The organism is Methylobacterium sp. 174MFSha1.1, assembly GCF_900116815.1.
In the GTDB taxonomy this organism is placed as follows: domain Bacteria; phylum Pseudomonadota; class Alphaproteobacteria; order Rhizobiales; family Beijerinckiaceae; genus Methylobacterium.
This window is the reverse complement of the sequence record NZ_FPCB01000024.1, coordinates 1-25,861: the sequence shown is the minus strand read 5'-3', so window position 1 is coordinate 25,861 and position 25,861 is coordinate 1. Positions and strand designations below refer to the sequence as shown.

Annotated in this window: 1 protein-coding gene (cut by a window edge); it reads left to right on the top strand. The window is 69.2% G+C overall.

Translation table 11 applies throughout. The features are described from left to right. Positions 1–25,861, top strand: part of the annotated coding region (locus tag BM430_RS20845; RefSeq protein ID WP_093569167.1) for a CARDB domain-containing protein (this coding region is incomplete at its 3' end). 5,047 nt of the annotated region lie to the left of the window's left edge; 25,861 of its 30,908 annotated nt are in view.

The following is a 25,861-nucleotide window of genomic DNA, read 5'->3' as shown; positions in this document are numbered from 1 at the left end:
GTTCCGTCCTCGACCTCGGCCCAGGCCAGTACCGGATCCAGGTCCGCGGCGCAGCCTCTGCCGCCGGGGCCTACGCGTTCCGGCTGCTCGACCTGCGGCAGGGAACGCCCCTCGCCTTCGGCCAGGCCGCCACCGCGGCGCTCGCGCCAAACGGCCGGAGCGCGGTCTACACCCTCGACGCGCAGGGCGGCGAGCGGGTCTTCTTCGACGTCAGGACACTGACGGGCAACTCGCCCTATTATGGCCGGTGGCGGCTCATCGATCCGCTCGGCGCGGAAGTGTTCGAGACCGACTTGTCCTCCGACCCGACGGTCCAGACCCTGACGCGGGCAGGGCGTTACGCCCTTGTGCTCGACGCCGTGGGTCAGGGCGCCGATCTCAACGTCACCTTCGCGGCCAATTTGGCCACGCAGACCACCACGGCGATCGTCCCGGGCAAGAACCCGGTCGCCGGCCAGATCGCCTCGCCGGGGGACCGTGCCGCCTACACGTTCACGCTGGCGCAGGCGAGGACGCTCTACTTCGACAGCCTGACCTCCGAGAGCCGGTACTCCTGGAGCCTGCGCGGCCCGGGCGGGCTGGTGGTGGATTCCCGCGCCCTCAACAACGACAGGGGCGCGGCGTCGCTGCTGGACCTGCAGGCCGGGAGCTACACGCTCGTCGTCGCCGGCAACGGCGACCAGGCCGGGGCCTTCGCGTTCCGCCTCCTCGATCTGGCCGCCGCCGATCCGGTCACGCTGGGCCAGCCGCAATCCGGCTCCCTTGCGCCGAGCAACCGGACCGACGCCTACCAGTTTACCGCCGCCGCCGGCGACCGCCTCTACTTCGACAGTCAGAAAATAACTGGAAACTATTATTATAATGCGACGTGGCGCCTGCTCGACCCTCGTGGTCGCGAGGTCTTCAGCACTTCCATGATGAGCGACGTCGAGACGCAGACGCTCGCCGTCGCCGGAACCTACACGCTGCTGATCGAGGGATACGTCTACGACACCTCGGCGAGCGCCGACTACGCGTTCGAAGTCTATCCCAACCCGCTCACCGCGCCGGTGCGGATCTCCAGCCTTGAGGCGCGGCCCTCGCCGGACCTGCAGGTGAGGAATCTTGCGGTCTCGGGCGCCGACGGCCGGGTGGAGGCGGGCGGCAGCGTCACCGTGACCTGGGCCGACGCCAATACCGGCACCCGCCCGACCGGCGGCGGGTTCACGGACCGCCTCATCGTGCGCAATCGCAGCACGAACCAGGTCGTCACGACCCTGCTCCTGCCCTACGACGCGGCGACGGAGGGCGCGATCGGGGCGGGCGCGGAGCGGACCCGCCAGGCCACGCTGCAACTCCCGGTAGGCTTGCCAGGTGCGGGCGAACTCGAGTTCACCGTCACGACGGACGTCACCAACGCGATCCCCGAGGAGACCGTGGACGCGTCCGGCGAGGCGAACAACGCCGCGAGCGTCGTCGTCACGTCGGTCCTGCCGCCCGTCGCCGACCTCACGGTCGCCGACCTCGCGGTCTCGCCCCCCACCGGATGGACGCCCGGCAGCACCGTCTCCCTCACCTGGACAACCCGGAACCTCGGCACCAAGGCGGCCACCGGCGCCTGGACCGAGCAGGTGCAGGTGATCAACCAGAGTACCGGCCAGCGCATCCTTCTCCAGACGATCGAGAACGCGGCGACCCTCGACCCGCAGGGACGCGTCGCCCGCAGCCTTGCCCTGACCTGGCCCGCCGGCCTCTCGACCACCGGCCGCTTCCGGTTCCTCGTGACCGCCGACGCGTCGAACGTCGTGCCGGAGGCCAATGCCGACGAGACCGGGGAGAGCAACAACGCGGCGAGCCTCGATCTCGACTCCGTGCCCGACCTGACGGTCCGCAACCTGGCCGTGACCGGTGCGCCGCTGCGCTCCGGCGGCGAGGTGACGATCGCCTGGGACGTGACCAATGCCGGGACCGTCCGCACGCCGAACGGCTGGAACGACCTCGTGCGCATCGTCAACGAGACGACCGGGGAGACGATCCTGTCGCGGTCGGTGGCCTACGATCCGGCGCTGCCGGGCAACGGGCCGGTCGGGGTGGGGGAGAGCCGCTCCCGCAGCCTGACGGTGCAGCTCCCGGACGGCGCCCGGGGCGCGGGGACGCTGCGGGTCACGGTGACGGCCGACGCCGCGAACGACCTCGTCGAGCGCGACGCGCGCGGGAGCGGGGAGGGGAACAACGAGGCCACGACCACGGCCCAGTCGGCCCTGAGCATCTATCCGGACCTCGCGGTGCGCGATCTCGTCGCCCCGGCGACCGGCCGCGGCGGCGAGGCGCTGGACGTGACCTGGACGGTCGCGAATCTCGGCGACGCGGCGACCGCCGAATCCGAGTGGTTCGATCGCGTGATCCTCTCGCGCAATGCGACGATCGGCGACGCGGACGACGTGGTGCTCGCCACCGTCCCACGCAGCGGCGCGCTCCCGGCGCAAGCGAGCTACACGCAGACCCGGTCGGTCACGCTGCCGCCCCGGCTCGACGGGACCTACACCCTGGCGGTGGTGACGGACGCGGCCGGGCAGGTGACCGAGCCGGACCGCCGCGGAAACAACGTCGCGACCGTGCCGATCGCGGTGAGCAGCGCCGCCGGCGACCTCGCCGTCGAGGCGGTCACCGGACCGGCCGCAGCCTTCTGGGACGATGTCGTCCCGGTCTCGTGGCAGGTGCGCAACCGGGGCGACATCGCCACCGATGCCACCTCCTGGCGCGACGAGGTCTATCTCTCGGCCGACGCTACCCTCGACGGCGGCGACCTTCTCCTCGCCAGCGTCCGGCGCGACGGGGCGCTGGCGCCCGGCGCCGATTATACGGGTCGCGCCGACATCCGGCTGCCGGCCGGGCGCAGCGGCACGTTCCGTCTGATCGTGCGCACCGATGCGGACGCGCAGATCTACGAGCGCGGCCGGACGCAGGACAACGTCGCGGCGACCGGCCCGTTCACCCTCGCGCGGGCGCCGGCGGCCGACCTCGAGACGACCGAGGTGATCCTGCCGGCGGGGGGCGTTCCGGGCGAGGAGCGCCGGGTCGCCTGGACCGTGCGCAATGCGGGCGAGGCCGCCGCGCAAGGCCCGTGGGTCGACCGGATCTACCTGTCGACCTCCGGCGCGCTCGCGGGCGCCACGCTCCTCGCCGAGGCGCGGCGGGACGGGGCCCTGGCGGCGAGGGAGAGCTACACGGCGGACGCGACCGTCGTGCTGCCGGTGCTGCCGGACGGCGAGTACCGGGTGATCGTCGTGAGCGACGCGGGCGGCGCCGTGGCCGAGGCCGATCGCGAAGCGAACAACGCCCGCGCGACCGCGACCGGGCTCGCCATCGTCCATCCCGACCTCGTGGTGAGTGCGGTGACCACGCCGGGCCGCGCACTCTCGGGTACCGAGGCGACGATCACCTACACGGTGCGCAACGCCGGCACCGGCCCGGCCCTCGGCGACTGGACCGACCGCGTCTACCTCTCGGCCGACGGCGCGATCGACCCGTCGGACGTCGAGATCGCCGCGCTGGCGCGCAGCGGGCCGCTGGCTGCCGGCGCGACCTATGCCGGCACGGCCATGCTTGCCCTGCCGCTGGGCCTCTCGGGCGCCTACCAGGTGCTGGTCGGGAGCGACGTCCGCGACACCGTGCGCGAGGGCGCGGGGGAGGGCAACAACCTGGGCAGCGCCGCCCTCGACGTGATGCTCGCGCCCTATGCCGACCTCGCGGTCAGCGCCGTCACCGCTCCCGCCCTGACGGTGCGCGACCCGGCCCGCATCACGGTGGGCTGGACGGTCAGCAACCTCGGCACCGGTGCGGGTCGCACCGGTGCCTGGACCGACGCCGTGATCGTCTCCGGCGACGCGATCCTCGGCAATAGCGACGACGTCGTGCTCGGCACCTTCGCGCATGACGGCGCCCTGCAGGCGGGCGAGAGCTACGCCCGCGCGGAGACGCTGGTGCTGCCGCCGCGCTTCACCGGCCGGTTCAACCTCTACGTGCTGACCGACCGGGACGGCAAGGTCTTCGAGAACGGCAGCGAGACCAACAACGCGGCGGGCCCGGGCCACGTCGTCGACGTGATGCCGGTTCCCTATGCCGACCTGACGGTCGTGTCGGCTTCGGCGGACGAGCGGGCGCGCAGCGGCGGCACGATCAAGGTCGCCTGGACGGTGCGCAACGACGGCATCGGTCCGACCGACAGCGAGAGCTGGGCCGACACGGTCACGCTGAGCCGCGACGCGGCCGGCACCGACGTGGTGGGGCGGACCGCCTTCGACCATTTCGGCACGCTCGCCGCGACGGGGAGCTACCAGCGCTCCGCCGAGATCGCGGTGCCGGAGGGCCTGAGCGGGTCGTTCTTCGTCACGGTTGCGACGGGCGGACCGTTCGAATTCATTCATACCGGCAACAACCGCTCGGCGGCGCTGCCGGTGAGCGTCGCGCTCTCGCCCTCGCCCGACCTCCAGGTCACCGACATCTCCGCGACCATGGCGGCCCTCGAGGGCAACTTCATCGACGTCGCCTGGGAGGTCACCAACGCGGGCACGGCCGACGTGACCGGCCGCTGGACCGACACCCTCATCCTGCAATCCCTGACCGCGAACAAGCCCAGCATCGCGATCGGCAGCTTCACCTCGGACCGCACCCTCGAGGCCGGCAAGAGCTACCGGCGCACCGAGCGGTTCCAGCTCCCGGCCAAGGTCGAGGGCGCCTACCGGCTCACCGTCACGACGAACGCCGACCCGGATGCCGGGATCTACGAGCACGGCGCGGCCGCGCTGAACAACGTCGCGGGCGACGACGCCGTGCTCACCATCGGCCTGAAGCCGCGACCGAACCTCCAGGTCGCCGCCATCACGGCGACGCCGCGGGTGACCGCCGGCGGCACCGTGACGGCGAGCTTCGAGGTCATCAACCAGGGCACCGCCGCGACCGATCGGCCGTCCTGGCGGGACAACGTCTACCTGTCCCTCGACGCGACCCTGTCCACCGACGACATCCTGATCGGCAGCTACGAGAACGGCTCCGCCCTGGCGCCGGGCGAGCGGTACGCGACCCAGGCCGGCTCGACGACCGTGCCGCTGCGCTTCGGAGGCGACGCCTTCGTCATCGTCAGCACGGACGGCAACAGCCAGCTCGACGAGTACCCGAACGAGCGCGACAACATCCGGGCCGAGAAGATCTACGTCGAGCCGGTGCCGAAGCCCGACCTCGTCACCTCGGGCGTGATCGCGCCGTCGCAGGGCGTCTATGGTGGCGAGATCGAGGTTCGGTTCACGGTCTCCAACAAGGGATCGCACGCGACCTATGAGGGCGCCTGGCTCGACTCGATCTGGCTCGCCCGCGACAAGCTCCGGCCGAACTCCGCGCCCTACAAGGCGCCGGACGACGGCGTCGATTTCGAAAAGGGCAACGGCGCCGTCCTCCTCGGCACGGTCGCCCATTCGGGCGTGCTCAAGGTCGGCGAGAGCTACGAGGTCACCGCGCGGGTCCGCCTGCCGTCCGACCTCGCCAGCGGCGTCTACTACGTCACGCCCTGGAGCGACGCCTTCGACGCCGTCCTGGAGGACACCCTCGCGGTCAACCTTAATCCCGACGATCCGAACGAGATCGACAACAACAACTACAAGGCGCGGCGCATCGACGTGCTCGGCGCGCCCCCACCCTTGAGACCCGACCTGGTGATCACGGACGTGACCGGCACGCCGGCGGTGGTCGCCGGCCGCGACACCCTGACGGTGAGCTGGACGGTCGAGAACCGGGGTGTCGGCAACGCCGACGCCTCCGCCTCCTGGATCGACCGCGTGATCCTCTCGGACCGCCCGGACCTCGACGATCCGCAGGCACGCAAGATCGAGCTCGGCCGCTTCGAGCACCAGGGCGGCCTGCCGCTCGACGCCCGCTACACCGAGACCCGCACCTTCGACCTGCCTCCCTCCGTTCAGGGCCGCTACCTGTTCGTCATCACCGACGAGGACAGGACCCTCGCGGAGGAGAAGGAGACCAACAACCTCGGGCGCGGCACCACCGCCGTCACCCGGCAAGCCGCGGACCTGCGGGTCGAGGGCATCACGGCCGCGTCCCCGACCTTCTCGGGCGAGCCGACCACAATCACGTTCACCGTCCGGAACGACGGCGCCGACGCCTATGCGGGGACGCGCTACTGGACCGACTCGGTCTGGCTCTCGCCCGATCCGGTCTTCGACCCTCGGCGCTCGACGCAACTCGCCGTCGTCACGCACTCGAACGCCGTGCCGCTCAAGGCCGGCGAGAGCTACACCGTGAGCACGGAGGCGACGCTGCCGGCGGGCCTCGACGGGCCGTACTACCTGTTCGTCATCGCCGACGCCGCGCCCAGCTTCTACTCGTCGCCGTTCCTCGACCAGGACAGCGGCGACGTGGCGGAGCTGCGCAGGTGGTACGAGAAGACCCTGTTCGAAGGCTTCCGGTCGGAGAACAACGTCGGAGTCGGCGGGCTCGACGTCATCTACCGCGAGCCGAACCTGACTGTCACGGCGGTGACGCCGCCGGCCGGCCCGCTCCTGTCCGGCGACACCATGACGGTGAAGTGGACGGTCGCCAATCTCGGCACACGCGAGACGCGCGAGAACGGCTGGACCGACGAGGTCTTCCTCTCGCGTGACCCCTCCCTCGACAGCCGCGACATCAAGCTCGGCGCGATCGGCCACCAGGGCCGGCTCGCCGCCGGGGCGAGCTACGAGCAGAGCCTCCTCGTGACGCTGCCGGAAGGTTTCGGCGGCAGCTACTACCTGCTGGTGCGCACCGACAGCGTGACGCGGCCCGGCTCTAAGGTGACGAGCGACATCGTCCCCGAGCTGCCCGGCCTGCGGGAACCCGGCGACGGCGTCCCGGAATTCCGGGACGAGGGCGACAACCTCGCCGCCGTCCCGCTCGCGGTGACGCAGCGCATTCCGCCGAACCTGCGGGTGACCGCGGTCCAGGCCCCCGAGCGTCTGCTCACGGGCGCGTTCTTCGAACTCACCTACCGGGTGACCAATACCGGGGCGGGAGCGACGCCGGAGACGCAGACCTTCTGGCGGGACCAGATCTTCCTGTCGCGCGACCAGAGCCTCGACCCGCGCAGCGACATCTTCCTCGACGAGGTCGCACATGTCGGCGCGCTGGCCGCCGGGGGAAGCTACGAGCAGACGCGCCGCCTGCGCCTGCCGGCGGGGCTGACCGGCGCCTACTACGTCTTCGTGGTGACCGATCCGACCAGCGCCGCCTCGGGCCTGCGCGGCGCGGTCTACGAGGGCGGGGCCACCGACCAGGACAACGCCGCCGCGAGCGCCCAGCCCGTCCTGATCGCGCTGCCGCCGCCCGCCGACCTCGTCGCCTCCGACGTGCGGGTCTCCGGCGGCGGGACCGTCGGCAGCCCCGTCAAGGTGACGTTCCGCGTCACCAACCAGGCCGAGCCCCCGGCCGAGGGCCAGTGGGCCGACGCGGTCTACCTCTCGGCGGATGCGAAGTGGGACGTCGGCGACCGGCTCGTCGGGCGCGTCACGCATACCGGAACCCTCGTCAAGGACCAGTCCTACGAGGCCACCCTCGACGCCATCCTGCCCCCCGTGTGCGAGGGCCAGTACCGACTGATCGTGCGGCCCGACATCCGCAACGAGGTCTACGAGGCCCAGAACGAGGCCAACAACTTCACCACGTCCGAGAACCCGATCTACGTCTCGGTGGAGGACCTGCGCGTCGGCGTACCGCTCTCCACGACCCTGACCAAGGACCAGGTCGGGCTCTACAAGGTCGAGGTCGCCCAGGGCGAGACCCTGCGCGTGCGCCTGACCTCCCCGGACGGCAGCGCCGACAACGAGCTGTTCCTGCGCTACGACGATGCGCCGAGCGGCGCCCTGTACGACGCGATCTACCAGGACCAGCTCCAGGCCAACCAGACGGCGGTCATCCCCTCAACGAAGCCCGGCGTCTACTACGTGCTCGCGCGGACGCTCGCGGCGCCGAACGGGCCGGTCCCGGTGACCCTGACGGCGACGTTGCTGCCGTTCTCGATCACCGCCGTCACGCCCGACCAGGGGGGCGATTCCCGCTACGTGACCCTGACGGTCGAGGGCGCGCGCTTCCACAAGGACGCGATCCTGAAGCTGTCGCGCCCGGGCGTCGCCGAGTACGAGCCGGTGCGCTACGAGGTGCTCGACTCCACCCGCATCAAGGCGATCTTCGATCTGCGCGAGGCCCCCCACGGCCTCTACGACGTCAAGGTGATCAACCCGGACGGGGCGGTCGCCGTCGAGCCCTACCGCTACCTCGTCGAGCGGGCGCTCGAGACCGATGTCACCGTCGGCCTCGGCGGCCCGCGGGTTGTGCCGGCGGGCGATGCGGGCACCTACAGCGTCGCGCTGCAGAGCCTCACCAACATCGACACGCCCTACGTGCGCTTCGATCTCGGGATTCCCGAGATGGGCTCGAACGCGATCATCCACGGTTTCCCCTACCTCGCCTTTGCCAGCAACGTCACCGGTACGCCGGACGGGACGGCCGGGACGGGCGTGCCGTGGGCGACCCTGGATTCCGCGGTCAACACCACCGGGCAGCACCTCGCCCCGGGCTACGCCTTCGACGTGGGGGCCGGCGGCTATGTCGGCCTGACCTTCAACGCCCAGACCTATCCGGGCCTCAAGGCGCTGATCACCCGCAACTTCGAGTTGTTCCGCGAGTTCCTCTACGACCGGGACCCGGCGCTCAAGGCCAAGGGCACTCTCGACGTCGGCGTCGAGGGCCTCCGGGAGGTCAGCCGTTTCTTCTACCAGGTGTTCACCGATCCCGAGGTCGAGGTGATCGGCAAGGGGATGGACCTGTTCATCCCGTTCCAGTTCAACGCGGTGGCGGCCGCCACCCCGATGACCCGGGCGGAGTTCGTCGCCCAGCAGAGCGCCGCCGCGGAGGCCCTGCGCAAGGCCGTGCTCACCGACCCGCTCGCGGTGCCCGCCCTGATGGTGCTCGCCGCCGACGGGGAGGCCTGGGTCAAGGGCTATCTCGGCGCGCTCGAGGAAGCCGGCCTGCTGCGGCCGGAGGGCGAGGCCCCGCCGATCCGGCGCGACCAGAAGGTCGTGAGCCTGATGGGCACGCTCGGCATGGGCCTGCTGCTCGGGCCAATGGGCGAACAGATCCGCACCACCACCAGCCTCGCGGGGTTCTTCGAGAAGATCCGCGAGTGGTACGGCGACGATGCCAAGAAGCTCGCCCCGATCGCCCGCTACGACCACCGCGAGAACGAGTACTACAGCTACGACATCCCGGTGCCGAAGCTGCCGGCCCTGAGCGACTACGACCAGTTCCTGTCGCACAAGACGCATCTCCTGACGTTCAACATCTTCTCGCCCTGGCTCGGGGTCGGCGACGGCAAGACGCCGCTCGCGCTCCCGGATTTCGGCTCCGACGCCACGGACGGGAGCTTCGAGGATCTGAACCTCGGGCGCTTCCTGCAGGAGGCCGCCGCGTCCGGCCAGGTCGGCGCGGTGATTGGGCCGCAGGGCTACGGGGCGGCGGAGTTCCTGCCCGTCGGCCAGCCGCTGCCCTACCAGATCCGCTTCGAGAAACCCGGCTCGGCGCTCGGCACCAACGAATTGCGCATCGTCTCGCAGCTCGACGCCGACCTCGACCCGCGCACTTTCCGCCTCGGCAGCATCAAGCTCGGCGACATCTCGATCCAGGTGCCGGGCGAGCGCACGGTCTTCCAGGGCGACTTCGACTTCTCCCGCGCCAAGGGATTCATCCTGCGCGTCTCGGGCGGCATCGATCCCGGCACCCGCACCGCCACATGGCTGTTCCAGGCCATCGACCCGGCGACCGGCGAACTGATGCAGGACCCGGCCAAGAGCCTGTTGCCGGGCGGCAGCGCCGGGAAGGGCTTCGTGACCTACTCGGTCAAGCCGATCCAGGACGTCGCCACCGGCACCACCGTCACCGCCAAGGCGCGGGTGCTGTTCTCCGGCGCCGCCCCCGTCGACACCGCCGAGATCACCCAAACCCTCGACGCGGCGGCGCCCGTGACGACGCTCACCGCCACGAGGCTCGCAGGCTCCGCCACCGACTACGACCTGCGCTGGAGCGCTCGCGACGAGGCAGGCGGCTCCGGCCTGCGCCACGTCACGGTCTACGTCTCGGAGAACGGCGGCGACTTCAAGATCTGGAAGAGCCAGACCACGGAGACCGGTGGCGTGTTCACCGGCGCGGCCGGCTCGGCTTACGAGTTCCTGGCCCTCGCGACCGACAATGCAGGCAACCGCGAGCGGCCTCCGGCGGGCCTGCTCGCGCCCGCCGACGGGTTCGACGCCAACCTCGGCGACCTGCCGAACGTCGGCCCGACGACGCAGGACCTCGGCGACGCGCCCGCCCCGCTGACGCGGCCGTCGACCAATCCGCTCTTCATCGAGGCGCAGAAGGGGATCCCGGCGCCCGCGCCGCTGACGCGCCCGTCGGGCTTTACCGCGACCCTGAATCCCTTCACCGCGCAAGCCTTCGCCACGGGTATCCCGCAGAGCGACGCCGGCATCGGCCCGCTCGCCGTCGTGGTCAACCCGGACGGCTCGGTAACCGCGAGCGGGGGCGCGAACCGCGGTGCCCTCTACCGCATCAAGGCGGATGGAGGCGCGGCGGGCGTGCCCTTCGCGCAGCTCGACGGGCCGGTCTTCGATCTCGCCTACGACCGCCAAGGCCAGCTCTGGGCGACGACCGGCGGCGGGGCGCTGCTCCTGCTCGATCCGGCCACAGGCGCGGTGCAGGCCCGCTTCGGCAACAGCCTCACCCAGGCCCTCGCCCTCGATCCGGCGACCGGGAACCTGTTCGTCTCCTCGGCCGACGGCATCGAGGTCTTCGACCCGCTGACCCAACGCTTCCGTCACTTCAGCGACGTCCGGGTGGACGATCTCGCGGTCTCGCCGGCCGGGCAGCTGTGGGGCACGACCTGGCCGGATCGCGGCACGGTCGTCACCTTCGACGCTAAGGGGAGGGCGCAGGCCAGGCTCACCTTCGACAGCAAGGTCGACTCGCTCGCCTTCGGACGCCCGGGCACGAAGCTCGACGGGCTCCTGTTCGTCTCGAGCAACCTCGACCGGACGGTGGCGGGCGGCACGATCCTACGGATGGTGGACGTCGCCACGCTGCAGACGGTCGCGGTCGGTCGGGGCGGGCCTAACGCCGAGACCTTGCTGGCGACGGCGGACGGGCGCCTCCTCATCGCGCACAGCGACCAGATCGACGTGCTGAGCCCGCTCCTCGCGCCCGCGGTGGTGGCCTCCAGCCCTGCCGATGCGGCGACCCTGGCGCTGCCGCTCGGCGTCGTCACCGTGACCTTCGACCAGGACATGCTGACGGGCGATCCGGAGGAACCGGGCTCCGTCCTCAATCCGGCGAACTATGCGCTGTTCCGCTCCGACGGCCAGGCCGTCGCGCTCCGGGAGGTACGCTACGAGGCCGCTAGCCGCACCGCCTTCCTGAGCTTCGACCCTCTCGGCGCGGACGAGTACGATCTGCGTGTCGCCACGACGCTGATGAGCGACAAGGGCCTCCTGCTGTCGCAGGCCTACGAGGCGCGCTTCACGGCGCTGTTCGACTTCTCCTCGGTCGTGTCGTTCACCTTCACGGCGACCCGCTCGGACAGGGTCAGCGGCACCGTGTCCTACGACCTCGTCGTGACGAATACCGGACCCGACGACCTGCGGGCGCCCCTCACGCTGATCTTCGATCCGTCGCAATATTTCGCCGGCGCCCCGGTGGGCGCGAGCCTCGACGGGCGCGGCTTATTCGCGGTCGACCTGAGTGCGGCCATGGGAGCGGACGGCGTCCTGGCGCCGGGCGAGGCGACCACCGCACGCACCATCACCATCGCTGTGCCGGACGGTCAGCGCGTGGCGCTCGGGCATGGCATCTACGCGTTGCCCTATCCCAACACGCCCCCGGTGATCGAGGGCGAGCCCGTGACCTCAGCCAGGGTGGGCGAGGCCTACACCTACCGGGTCGCCGCGCGGGATCCCGACGGCACCGTCCTGGGATACGTCCTCCTCGACGCGCCGGACAGCATGCGGGTCGACGCGAGCACCGGCATCGTGACCTGGACGCCGACGGCTGACAGTCCGTCCCAGGCCTCCGTGATCCTGCGGGTCTACGACCGCCGCGGCGGCTACGCGCAGAAGGTCTTCGCGATCGACGTCGCGGGCGGCGACGCGCCGCCGCTGGTAGGCGAGCTCTCTTCGACCTACGCGCTGGCCGAGGGCGTGCCCTTCGAAATCGGGCTGCTGGCCAACGATCCCGAAGGCCGGCTGCTCACCTACTATGCCGACAACCTTCCCCCCGGGGCCGTCTTCGACCCGGCGGGCAACGTCCTGCGCTGGACGCCCGGCTACGACCAGTCCGGGATCTACGCCGACGTCACCCTGTTCGTAACCGACGGGGTGCACACGGTCTCGCGCGCCTTCGCGCTCGAAGTCGCGCAGCGGAACGCGCCGCCGACCCTCCGGAACGTGCCGAGCCACACGGTGCGCGAGGGTGACCCCGTCCGCTTCGTCCTGCGCGGCGCGGATGCGGAGGGCGACGCGCTCACCTATGCGAGCCCGTTCCTGCCCGCCGGCGCCACCCTGGATCCGAACACCGGCGTGTTCGAGTGGACGCCCGCCTATACCCAGGCCGGCACCTACGCGATCCCGTTCTTCGTCTCGGACGGCGTCGACACCGCCCGGATCACGACTACAATCACGGTGCTCAACGCCAACGGCGCGCCGGTCTTCGACCGGCTGGGTGCCTGGGAGGTGCTGGAGAACCAGGTCCTATTCTTCCGGGCCTTCGCCTTCGATCCGGACAACCCGCTCTTCAGCCTGCCCGAGCGGGCGGCGAACGGCAGCCTCGTCTTCACTGACGGGGCGGACCGGCCGAGCGTGACCTACGCGGTGAGCAGCCTGCCCGAGGGCGCCGTCTTCGACCCCGACCGCGCGCTGTTCATCTGGCGCCCGAGCTACGCGCAGGCCGGGAGCTACACGGTTCGCTTTTCCGCGATCGACGACGGCGACCGCACCGGCACGCCGCTCACCAGCGTCGTCGACGTGCCGATCCGCGTCGTCAACGCGAACCGGCCGCCGGAGCTCGCCGAGATCGCCAACAAGGAGGTGTCGCGCGGCGAGGTGCTGGAGGTACCGGTCCTCGCCACCGACGCGGACGGCAATCCCCTGACGCTGACGGCAAAGATCCGGCGGGCCGCCTCGGCCGACCTCCTCGACCTCGACCCGAACCCGGTCGCGCTCGGGGCGGAGAGCGGCTTTGCCACCTTCGTCGACCGCGGCGACGGCACCGGCAGCCTGCGCTTCGCGCCGCTCGCCGGCGACCGCGGCAACTACGTCGTCACCGTGACGGCGACCGACGACGGCGACGGGCGGCGCTCGCCCGTGCAGCGCGACGAGGTCAGCTTCGTGCTGACCGCGAAATCCGCGAGCGAGGCGCCGCGGCTCGACCGGATCGGAGACAAAGTCGCGGTGATCGGCGAGGCGCTCCAGATCGCGGTGCGCGCCCGCGACCTCGACCAGGACGGCCTTTCCTTCGCGGTGACGCGCCTCCTCGACGGTGCCGAGGCGGCGCTGCCCGAGGGCATGACCTTCACCCGCCAATCCGTCTACGGCACCGGCCTCCTGACCTGGACGCCGGGGGAGGCCGATGCCGGTACCACCCTCATCCGCGTGCGGGTGCAGGACGACGGCAATGGCGGCGCAGGCGCGGTCGGCGCGGCCGAGGAGACCATCCGGATCGTGGTGCGGCCGGCCAACCAGGCCCCCCGGCTCCTCCCTGTCGGCGACCGCACGGTCCGGGAGGGTGAGCGCCTAGAGATCCGCCTCGCGGCGATCGACCCGGACGGCGACCCGGTCACCTACGCGGCCGAGAACCTGCCGCCCGGCGCCTACCTCGACGCGGCGACGGGCGTGCTCAGCTGGGTGCCGGACCAGTTCGCGCAGGGCACCTATCCGGGCATCGTGCTCTCCGCGAGCGACGGCTCGCGGACGAGCCGCGAGACCATCGCGATCACGGTCGATAACGTGAACCGCGCCCCGGTCATCGCCGGGATGTACCCGCAGCTCGGCCGCGAGGGCGAGACGCTGTCGTTCGGCCTGACCGCCGGCGACCCGGACAACGATCCGGTCGTGTTCTCGCCCCTCGGCGCGCTGCCGCGCGGAGCCTTGTTCGACCTGCGGACCGGCCGCTTCGAGTGGACCCCCGACTTCACCCAGGCCGGCGAGACCGTGCTGCGCTTCGCGGCGATCGACGTGAACGGCGCGCGCAGCGAGAACGAGGTCGTCCTGCGCATCGCCAACGTCAACCGGGCGCCGGTGCTGACGGTGGACAACCACGCCGCAGTGCTCGGGCAGGCGCTCGTCTTCCGGGTCGCGGGCCGCGACCCCGATGCCGGCACGGTCCTGACCTACGCGATGACCGGCCTGCCGGAAGGCGCCACCTACGACGCCGCGACCGGCGAGGTGCGCTGGCTGCCCGGGCCCGGCCAGACCGGCGACTACCTGGTGAAGGTCTCGGCGAGCGACGGCGAGAGCACGGTCACCGAGCCGCTGGTCATCCGGGCGGGCGTCGAGCCGGCGACGCCGGCGGTCCGCATCGAGCTGACGCCGAGCTTCCCGGCCCTGCCGGGCCAGCAGGTGCTGCTGCACGCGGTGGCCTCGAGCGTCTCGCGGATCGTTCGCCTCGCGCTCACGGTCGACGGGCAGCCGATCGCACTCGACGAGCGCGGCCGCGCCCGCTTCACGCCGGCGGCGCCCGGCAAGGTGACCATCGTCGCCGAGGCCACCGACGCCGACGGCGTCACCGGGCGCACCACGACGGTGCTCAAGGTGCGCGACCCCGCCGACACCGCCGCGCCCGTGGTCGCCTTCGACGCGGCCCGAGGCGGCCTGCTCCTGACGGCCCCGGCCGGGATCGTGGGTAGCGTGCGGGACACCGACCTCGACCGCTGGACGCTGGCGATCGCCCGGGCGGACGGCGATACCTTCACGGTCCTGGCCGAGGGCGAGACCGCGGTCGAGGGGGCGCTCGCCATCCTCGATCCGCGGACGCTCGAGAACGGCCTCTACCGGCTGCGCCTGACCGCGACCGACGTTGCCGGGCGCAGCACAGAGGCGGAGGCGCCGGTCGAGATCAACACGGCCGAGAAGACCGGCCGCTACCTGCGCACCGACGCCGACCTCACGGTCACCCTCGCGGGCCATGCCGTCACGCTGGCGCGCCAGTACGACTCGGCGCGCGCGGACGTCCCGGGCGCCTTCGGGCTCGGCTGGCGCCTGCCGCTGCGCGACACCGCCATCGCCACCGACGTGCCGGCCACCGGCCGCGAGAGCGAGGGCGTCCACGGGGCGTTCCGCGAGGGCACCCGGCTCTACCTGACGCTGCCGGACGGCAGCCGGGAGGGCTTCACCTTCACGGCCGACGAGACCAAGGTCGCCGGCCTGACCTACTACACGCCGCGGTTCGTCGCGGATGCCGGCTCGCAATGGTCGCTCGATCTCGCCGGCACCATGCTGGTGCGGGCGGGCGTTCGCTACTACGACCTCACCACCGCGCTGCCGTACAACCCCGTCGGCCAGCAGGGTACGCCCTTCACCCTGACGGGGCCGGACGGCACCGCCTACGCGATCAACGGGCAGAGCGGCACGCGCCTCGTGCGCTTCACCGACGGCACGACGCTCACCGTCTCGGACAGCGGCATCCTGGCCTCGACCGGGGAGGGCATCCGCTTCGTCGCCGGGGAGGGCGGCCGGATCGCCCGAGTGATCGCGCCGAACGGCGCTCACATCGTCTACCTGTACGACGCGGCCGGCCACCTGGAGGTGGTGCGCCACCTCGTCGAGGGCACGACCGCGAGCTTCGGCTACGGCGCCGACGGCCGCCTGGCGATCGCCGGCTCGGGAACGCCCGCGGCGATCCTGTACGGCGCGCAGCCGCAGGAGGTGCCGCTCGCCGGCGACCTCGGGACGGCGCTGCAATACCTGACGCGCGACGTCGCCGGCACCCTCGGCGTCGGGGAGACGGCCCGCTACGCCCTCACGGTGCGGCCCTCTGAGGTCACGTCGGGCGCCGGCGAGGCGCTCTATCTCGGCGTCGTGGTCGAGGGGACGGACGGGCTGTCGCCGGCCCTGCCGACCCTCGGCGGCCTCGCGCCGGTGGCCTCGCGCGTCGAGGACGGACGGGCCTTCGCCCTGTTCAAGCTCGATTCCGCCGGGGTGAAGCTGCTCTCGGTGTCGGGAGCGGGCGCCGGCGGCTACCGGCTCGACCTGTTCGCGGCCGGAGACGTGAACCGCGACGCGACGGTCGACGGCCTTGATGCGGCCCTGCTCGCGGGTGCGATCGGCAAGGCGCGCGGCGAGGCCGGCTACATCGTGCAGGCCGATCTCGACCGCGACGGCGTCGTCACCGCCGCGGATCGCCAGCTCCTGTTCCAGGCTCTCGGCTTCTCGGCCAACCGGGCGCCGACGATCGCCGCCGACGGCGCGTTCAAGACCCACGAGGGGCTCGAGGTCGCGGTGCCGATGAGCGGGCTCGTGAGCGACCCGGAGGGCGATCCCGTCTTCCTGCGCGTCGTCGGCGCGAGCCACGGCACCGCCCGCCTGTCGGGAGACGGGCGCTCGGTGATCTTCTCGCCGGAGGCCGGCTACACGGGTACGGCGAGCTTCCGCCTCGTGGCCGACGACGGCCATTCGGCCTCCACCGAGACCGGCGTCGCCGTCGCGGTCTCAGGGGCGCGGCTGATCGCCCTCGATTTCGAGGTCCGCAAGCCGCGGCTGGCGATCGGCGAGCGGCAGCAGCTGCAGCTCGTCGGCGACTTCGAGGATCAGCTCGGCGTCGTGCTGCCGGGGTCCTACCTGTCCTGGTCCACGACCAACCCGGCCGCCACCGTGACGGCCGGCGGATTGCTCGTCGGTGAGCGATTTGGCTACGGAGCCGTGGTGGCGAACCGCAACGGGCTGACCGCCGCCACCGCCTTCATGGTGGGAGAGCCCGCCGACAGCGGTGAGATGCTCCTCGACCTGCTCGGCACCGACGTCTATCCGGACGCCGTGACCCTGTCGGCCGAGGGCGGCACGCGCCAGCTCAAGCTGTTCACCGATCCGTTGGACGTGGCGACCAACGTCGCGACGGCGGCCCAGGGTACGCGCTACTGGGTGAGCGATCCGTCCGTGATCGAGATCACGCCGGACGGCCGGATCATCGCCAGGGCGCCGGGCGAGGCGATCGTCACAGCCGTCTACAAGATGACCGAGACGCTGGTGGCCGTGCGCGTGATGGTGCCCGTCACCGGGACTGCGAGCGTCACGGCGGACGGTGCCCTCATCCGCAACGCCGACGGGTATCAGGTCGCCATCGCACCGGGCGCGATGCCCGGTACGACCCAGGTCGCGATCCGCAGCCTCGCCCAGTCCGACCTGCCCGCTCCGTTGCCCCCGACCCAGCTCGGATGGACGTTCGGCGCCGCCTTCGAACTCGACATGCAGGGCGCGAGCCTCAGCGTGCCGGCCCAACTGGCGATCCCGACCGGACTCGCCCCGGGCCAGACGGTGGTGTTCTACCGCCTCGACGACGTGGCGACCGAGGACGGCGTCCGGAAGGTCTGGATGGAGGACGAGACGGGCGTCGTCGACGCGAACGGCGTCGCGCGCACCACCTCGCCCCCGCATGACGGCGTGCGCCGCTCGGGCACCTACGCGGTGATGGCGATCGACGGGGCCCTGGCGGGATTGGCCGAGTTCGTACCCCAGATCCGCGGTGCCACAGCGGGCGTCATCCGGACGGTCACCGCCGTCGGCGGTGCGCTCGTCGGGGGGATCGTCAACGCCTTTAACTCGATCCTGGTCTACCTCCCGTTCGGCGCCAACGACGTCAAGATGGTGTCGATCGAGCCGGAAGGCGGACTCACCACGGTCGACATGTCGGTCAGCGTCCGGAAGGACGTCGTCAACCAGTTCAAGCCGACGATCTTCCCGAAGAGCGTGAGCATCGACAACGCGCCGGTCGTCGTCTCCGCCCAGGTCCAGTTCGACAAGATCGATCCCGAGACGGATACGGTCGAGCCGGTGCTGATCGTCAAGGGCACGAACTTCCGACCGATCCACTCAGGGGAGAACGTTCCCCAGCACGGCTACGAGAGCGCCGCCACGCAGGACAGCGAGCACGTCTGGGTGGTGTTCGGCGAGCCCCCGCCCGCCGCGGAGTTCAGCCGCCAGATCTCCACGATCGGCGACACGGGCAGCGACATCGTGGAGATCGTCTTCACGGACCCGAAGACGGGTCTGGAGCGCGTCTCGGTCGCGGTGCACGCCTCGCAGCTCGGCCAGGACGGCGCGCTCGACGTCGCGAAGTTCCGCATCCCGGACCGCGTCGCGGTCGGCGCGATGCCGATCTCGCTGTTCCAGGTCACGCACGTCTTCAACGGCAGGCAGATCTACACCGGCGCGCAAGCGGGCCTCGAGATCACGTTCAACGGACGCGACTACAAGGGCAAGTTCGACACGCGGGCGAAGGCGAGCGACGCGCGCTTCGTGGAGGTCACCGGGGAGAGCGTGTTCGGCGCCGTCGCGAACGGCCGCATGACGCTCGAGAACGGATCCTCCGTGTTCGCCGACCAGATCGTGGCGGTGACCGCGGTGAAGGACCAGGCCGGCAAGGAGCTGCCCCAGCTCATCGCCCGCATCCCGATCGGCACCCTGGGGGAGAACGGGCTGCCGACCGCCCCGGCGAGCGGCGGACTCCAGAAGATCATCCTCACAGGGCTGCAGGATCGCGCCTACGTGACCATGCGCGGCTCGGGGAGCATCGCGGTGGTCGACACGATCGCCATGCGCCAGGTCGATGCGACGCCGAGCACCCCGAAGACGAACGACGTCATCGCCATCAAGGGCGCCTCGCCGTTCGGCATCACCTTCGACAAGACCAACAAGTACGCGCTCGTCAGCGATTACGCCTCGCGCTCGATCTACGTCGTCGATGTCGATCCGGCCTCGCGGACCTACAACCAGCACGTCCACACGTTGAGCCTCGGGATTGCGGCAACCGGGCTGCGCGACCTCGCGCTGACTCCGGACGGAACGCAGCTCGTCGTCGGTTACACGCTGTCCAACGGCCCGCAGGGCGCGGCGGGCGGCGTCGCAATCTTTGATCTGCCGCCCATCGCCAGGATCATCGCCGACAAGGCGGTCACGCTGACGCTCGCCGCCAACGTCGACGCGATCCAGGGCGCGCAGATCCGTGAACCTACCACGGTGAAGACGCTCTACGGCCCGGACGGCGCTCCCTACATCGTATTCGCCGACCGCGCGAACGATCAGGTCGGGCTCGCCTTCCTCGTCCAGAAGGACAAGGCCTGGAGCGCCAGCCACTCCGTCGCCTTCAACATCCCGCCGCAACTGTCGCGCGACATCAACGACTCCTTCGAGGTCAACGACGCTTACGACTTCGTCCTGACGAACAACGTGTCGTCGGATAAGAAGTGGTACGCGTTCGTTCAGTCCTACAACCGCTATCAGTACGATATTCCGCAGCGCGACCCGAACTACGAGCCGCTGGCGCCGGCCGGCGGCAGCGTCGCGGTGATCAAGGATCCGTTCCAGAAGGGTGCGCAGGTCACGGGCGCCACGCGGATGATCCCGGAATCCTGGGGCCAGGGCGTCACGATCTCGCCGGACGGCAAGTATCTCTACGCGGCAAGCACCGGCAACGGCGCGATCTTCGGCTACGACGCGACCGAACTCGTCAAGCAGCTCGAATTCACCCTCGCCAACCCGCTCCTGAGCGGCGACCTCGCGCGACGAGGCATCGACGACCTGCAGGGGGCAGTCCCGCTCGCAAGCCTGCTCAACGGCCAGCGCCAGGGGGTGAACTTCCTCATCGACGTGCGGGCCGATTACGCCGGGTATCGCGACACATTCCGCGATCTCGTGTTCCGCCCTACGGAGCACGGCGCGGACGGCGTCGGCGCCTCCGAGAACGCGCCGATCGGCACGGGCGGGCTGCCGCGCGGCCTCGCGCATCAGGACGCGTTCCTGACGCTGAAGGAGCCGGGCATCTACGACCCGGGCGAATACGCGAGCACCCTCTTCCTGAGCACCTTCGGACCGGGCAGCGGATTGTTCCCGTCGGACACTCCGGCGGACGTGCAGCTGGAACTCGCCAAGCAGTATCGCAACGATCAAGACCTGAGCGACGACGAGCTGATCGCCCTCGATCGATCGATCCTCTATCCCGACCTGAATCGCAATAGGATCCTGGCGAAGCGGTTCGCGGCCCCCAGGGACGGGCAGGACATCAAGCTGGACATCGAATCGCTGCATCTCACGGCGGGACAGACGTACTGGTGGGGCGTCGAAGTCGAGAGGGACGGCAAGATCTATAGAAAATCTGCTTCCTTCGTCTACAATCCGCAGCCTACGGTCCTGAATGCTTTCAAGAGCGTCACGGTGCTGACGCACGGTTACCAGCCGCCGGTCCCCGGTTCGCTGAACTGGGACAACGATCTGGCGGGCAGCACGGCGATGGCTACCATCGCCCGAACCATCGCCGAGAAGAACAACGGCGCCGTGTTCCGCTACAATCCTAACTTCAGCGCCACCGATGCCATCACGAGCGACCGGCTATGGATGCCGGTCGGTGACGTCCCGACGGTCGAAGCCGCCGCAGCGCGCGGGATGGCGCTCGTGCTCATATCGGACTGGGTCGATGAATCCCGCATCAGCGATTCCGGCTTCGCGGAAGCAGCCGGCGACGCCCTGTTTGCCGGCCTCGTCAACCTCGATGCGCAGCTGAACGGCAAGGTTTTCGCCGCGCCGCTGCACCTCATCGGTCACAGCCGGGGTACGGCAGTCAACAGCGAGATCGCCCAGCGCATCCTCACCTACGTCTACAAGCCGAACGATCCCCGCGATCTTCAAGTCACCACTCTCGATCCGCACGATTTCCCGCAGGCGACGTTGGACATCCCGATCCGCGATTTCGTGAAGGCTGCGGGACTGATCGGCCAAGCCGTTGCGGTAGCGATCAATCCTGCGAGCATCCTGGCTGTGGAGAAGGCAAGCCAAGTACTTACGAATGTTGATTATGCACTTTCTCTTCTTCAATATGGAACAATATCTTATGGCGATTTCGAAGATCCCCGCGTAACGGTATGGAACGGAATCGATTTCTTCGATAATTATTATCAGGAAACGGCGAAGGAGAAGCCTAAAGCTGTTGCAAGCTTGCTGCCGGCCTTCGGAAACATTGCATTCAACTGGACGATGACACCGAATGGGCGCTCCCTGGCGATGGGCGCGCTTCCGGCTACGGATCCCCTTGCATACAAATACGGCACTGATGATGGGCGCGCGGACGTCGATATCAACCTGACCGGGCGCCCTGGCTTCGTGAGCGACGACGCCCTCGGGATCGGGCGCCCGCACGGCCGCGTTCAGAGCTGGTACTTGGGAACGGCAGATCTGTCGCAGCGCGACAACCCCGACGCGGAGAGCCAGGGCTTAATCCCCGGGGATCGTATCTGGCGAAAGATTTCAGATAATGATTATGATGAAGAGCCAGATGTCATCAAGCAGTTCCTGCTGGACAAGCTCGGCCTCGCGCGTTACCGGCCCGACGAGAGCGTGAACGAACCCTGGTATCGAGCCGGAGAGGTGCTCCGGTCGGTCGATCCCGTCACGAAAAAGAATAACGAGGCGACAGCTGGCGGCGCCTTCGCCGACGACGTCAGCTGGGAGGGCGTCGGCACCGGTTGGGCTTATTCGAGCCTGGGTAGCGGAGGACGGACTTCCGACTACCGTCCGGATCCCGCCAACGCTGCCGAAACCCGCGTTCCGCTCGACGGACAGGACCTCGCTCTCGTCTTCAACGGCGACTTCCAGGCCAGCACCCGGCCGATCCTCGGCCGGTTCCCGATCTTCTGGACCGGGACGATGTGGGAAGTGCCAGGCTGGTCTCACCAGGGCGGCAATAGCGGCGTTTTGGACGGCCTCTTGAACCTGAAGGTCAAGGTCAGCGCGGACCAGTTCGTCACCTGGCTCAAGGATCAAGGCATCGTCGGTTTCGGCAAGCCGATCACCGAGACGGTTGCCCAATCGGCCTTCGGCTTCGTCAACGGTCTCATCGAGGGCGTTCTCTTCAACCCGAGCGTGATCGGGGCCGCCGCGGATGCGCCGAACCCGATGGGTGCATTCACCGTCGTCATCGAAAAATCGGCGGCGCTCATCAAGTCGCTGCTTACATCCGGTCAGGACAGCCTGGAGACGCTCAATTCATGGTACCGAGTGCTGACGGCACTCGACGAAGCCGGCAAACTTGTTGATTTCAAGAAGGGCGTCAAAGAGGCTGGTATCGGGGCCGGCGTCGATCTACTGGCCGCGTTCATCGGTCTGATGCAATCGAGCCTCTTGGATTATTCTTATCGAATGCTCCCGGGGGCTGAGATTGTTCATAACAGAATGTATTTTCCTGAGGATATGGATCGACTAACTTTCGAAGTTGCCAATGAAGAGCTCATACAAATTCCAGGATTTCAGCGCAAGTTGTCTGTATGGGTGGACTTCGAAAATGGAACTAGCCAGCAACTTGGGGATGATATCAACGTTCCTGCCGGGGTCGGCTACATCTTCGATCGATACACCGTCGATATTCCCGATAGCGTGCGCGGCCGCAGCGGTAAGCTGATATTTAAATACGATGTCAAGTTGCCGCTCGTCGACCTGAATGTCGTGACGGATCGGATGGGTATTCTTATCGACAATATCGGACCCGGCGGCCTCGTCGTCATGGATAGCAGCTACAAAGCGAAGGACGGCCTCGTCTATCTCGATGACGCAGTGAAGACCGGGTTCGCCGGCCTGGGCCGCGACGTTGGAATGGGGACGCAAGGCGTGCTCATGTCGAAGCTGAGCGCTAACGGCATGCACGAAGATGGTCATAACATTCAAACCATTACCATCACAAACCCATTGAAAAAATCGCTCAGCTTCAGGATCGAAGCTGATAAGAATCAATTTCTCATTCTGGAAATCGACGGCGACACCTACGTTCTGAACGATGGTGAGAAGAGCGGCGACGTCGTCGGCACAACGCTGACCCTTGCGGCCGGGGCCTCGAAGACGATCACGGTCTACGCGGCCCTGCGTGATGCCTACGTCGATCAACTCGGAGACAAGGGCGCGCTGCTCCTGCCGGCGACCATCACCGTTTCGGAGATCGGAAACGGCGGCACCGCCAAGAGCCCGCAACAGGTGAAGCTGTTCTACTTCGTCGACCTCGCGGACGACAGTAGCATCGACGGTAGGCTCAGACTCGCTGACACTCGGGAGACTACGACCCGAACCATTGATATCTACAATCCCGGCGGGGCGGGCGCAGCCATCAACTTCTTCAACGTCAATCTGCTGGGCGTCAACACGCTCGGTGGCCCAGGGGACTTCTCGACCGGCAAGATTTCTGTCGATACAGGCAAAGACAAGGAGAATTTCATTAGGGTAGCTTTCGCACCCAAGCTCGTTTCAGGAGTTGTCGCCGAATCAAAGAACCTGGAATTCAGCTATAATGGCAATTATCTCGGCCGTACGATCGTCGAGGCGCGCGCGAACAGGACGCAGACCGTCGGTCTCGATCTGAACCGATTGCGGCGGGATCTCACCAGCTTGCTGGCCAGCTACAAGGCCGGGGCCTTGGCGTCCGAGCCAGGCTACGACGTCTTCGCCAACCTCTTCCCGGACGGGATCACGGATGCGGCGTGGAAGCAGTTCGAGACGGGCCTCACCGCTGCTTTCGATACCGTCTACGAGAAGTCGATTGCCGACAAATCCCTCGTTCGCCGAGACAGCGGCGACAACCCGATCCGAATGGTGCGGATCGCCGATGTCGGCGTACAGCGGAGCTTCGCGGGCCAGGACTTCGACGACGCGAACCTCGTCGACCTTCTGGTCCTTGCGAACGGCAGCGACTCGGATGCGCCGGTCAAGGCTCGGCAGACGATCGCCTCCACGCTCACCGCGGCGCAGGTGCTCTATCGCCTCGATAGCCTGATCAACGGGACCCGCACAGGCTCGTTCAACGGTCCCCCGATGACCCTCGTGGTCGACGGCATGATCGAGCAAATCGACAGCCGCACGGCCTCACGCGCGGATCTGGGCGCCCTGTTCGGCTGGGTGATCGCGCACGAGCTCGGACACAACCTTGGGCTATTCGACGAGTACGTCGACGATAACGGTACATCGCGGCCGATCACGCGACCCGAAAATTTCATGTCCACCTTCGGCGAAGCGAGCGCTTTGCCGATCCAAAACTCCGCCCTGTCACTCGCCCTCGATCAGCCCGAGCATTTGACGAAGCAGAGCATCGATCAATTGGCGAACTTGTTCCTCTACCTCGCGCAATACCGCGACGACGCAGCTGGCATGGTTGCGCAGGCCGGCAGCAAGGCGATGCAGAAGGCCATCGATGCCTTTGCTCCCCTCCTCAGCGGCGGTGCACTGGGATGGTTGGAGGGGCTCGCCGGTCCCGATGCGTCCAACGCGGGGAGCCCGGCTGCGGGCGCGGCGCTGACACGGCTTGCCGCTCACGCTCCGCCGCCGCTCGCCAACGGCGACTTCTCGGCGATCGATCTCGGTTGGACCTTCCTCGGAGGTGCGTCGGTCGAGAACGGCGAGCTCGTCCTGCGCGAGACGACCCGCCTTGCCACCCGGGCAACACAGGATTTTGCTGCCCCGGACGGCGGCATCCTGCGGTTCACCCTCTCGGGTCTCGGGCTAGCCGCCAATGGAGCTGGGCCGCAAGACGCCTTCGAGGTGGCCCTGCTCGGCACGGACAGGCAGCCCATCGCCGGCGCGGTGGCTCTGGCGGGTACCGACGCGCTCCTCAACCTACAGACCGACGGGACGCTTCGCACCGCATCGGGGGTCACCGTCTCGGGGCTCGGGACGGACGGGCGTGTCACCGGGGCCCCGCTCACCGTCGAGATCGACCTGTCCTCGATCCCGGCCGGAACGGTCGCACGGCTCTACTTCGACCTCATCGGCTTCGGCGCAACGGCCTCTGTCGTGCGCATCGACGATGTGAGCATCGTGGCGAAGCCGCCGAAGGCGGCAGACGACGCGGTCTCCGTCGCGGAGGACAGGGTCGTGCGGGTGTCGGTGCTTGCGAACGACACCGGCCTGCTCGGTCGCACCCTCGCGCCGGAACTGGTCGCTGGACCGGCCCGCGGTACCGTCGGGCTCAACCCGGACGGCACGTTCACCTACACACCCGAGGCGAACTTCCACGGCACCGACAGCTTCCTCTACCGGGTGACCAGCGGCGGCTTGGCGAGCAACGTGGCGATGGTGCGCATCACCGTGACGCCGGTCAACGACGCGCCGGAGGTGTCGGACCTGGCGCTGCAGGTGAGCGAGGACGGGCCGGCAGCCAGCCTCGCCCCGGTCTTCACCGACGTCGATGCCGGCGACAGCGCCACCATCGGCATCGACACCATCGGCACGCGCGGCCGCGTCACCCTCACCGAGGACGGGCGGCTTCTCTACGATCCTGCCCGTGCCTTCGAGGCGCTGCGGGCCGGCGAGACCGCCACAGACCGCTTCTGCTACACCGTCACGGACGCGGTCGGCGCCAGTGCCTCGGCGTTCGTCACCGTCACCATCGTGGGCCAGAACGATCCCGTCGTGGCCCTCGCCGACGCCGCCCGCACCGACCAGGACACGCCCCTCGCGGTGTCCGCCGCCGAAGGCGTGCTGGCCAACGACGCCGACCCGGACGCGGGCGACACCCGGACCGTGGTGGCGGTCGAGGGCGAGGCCGCGGCGGTCGGCCGAGC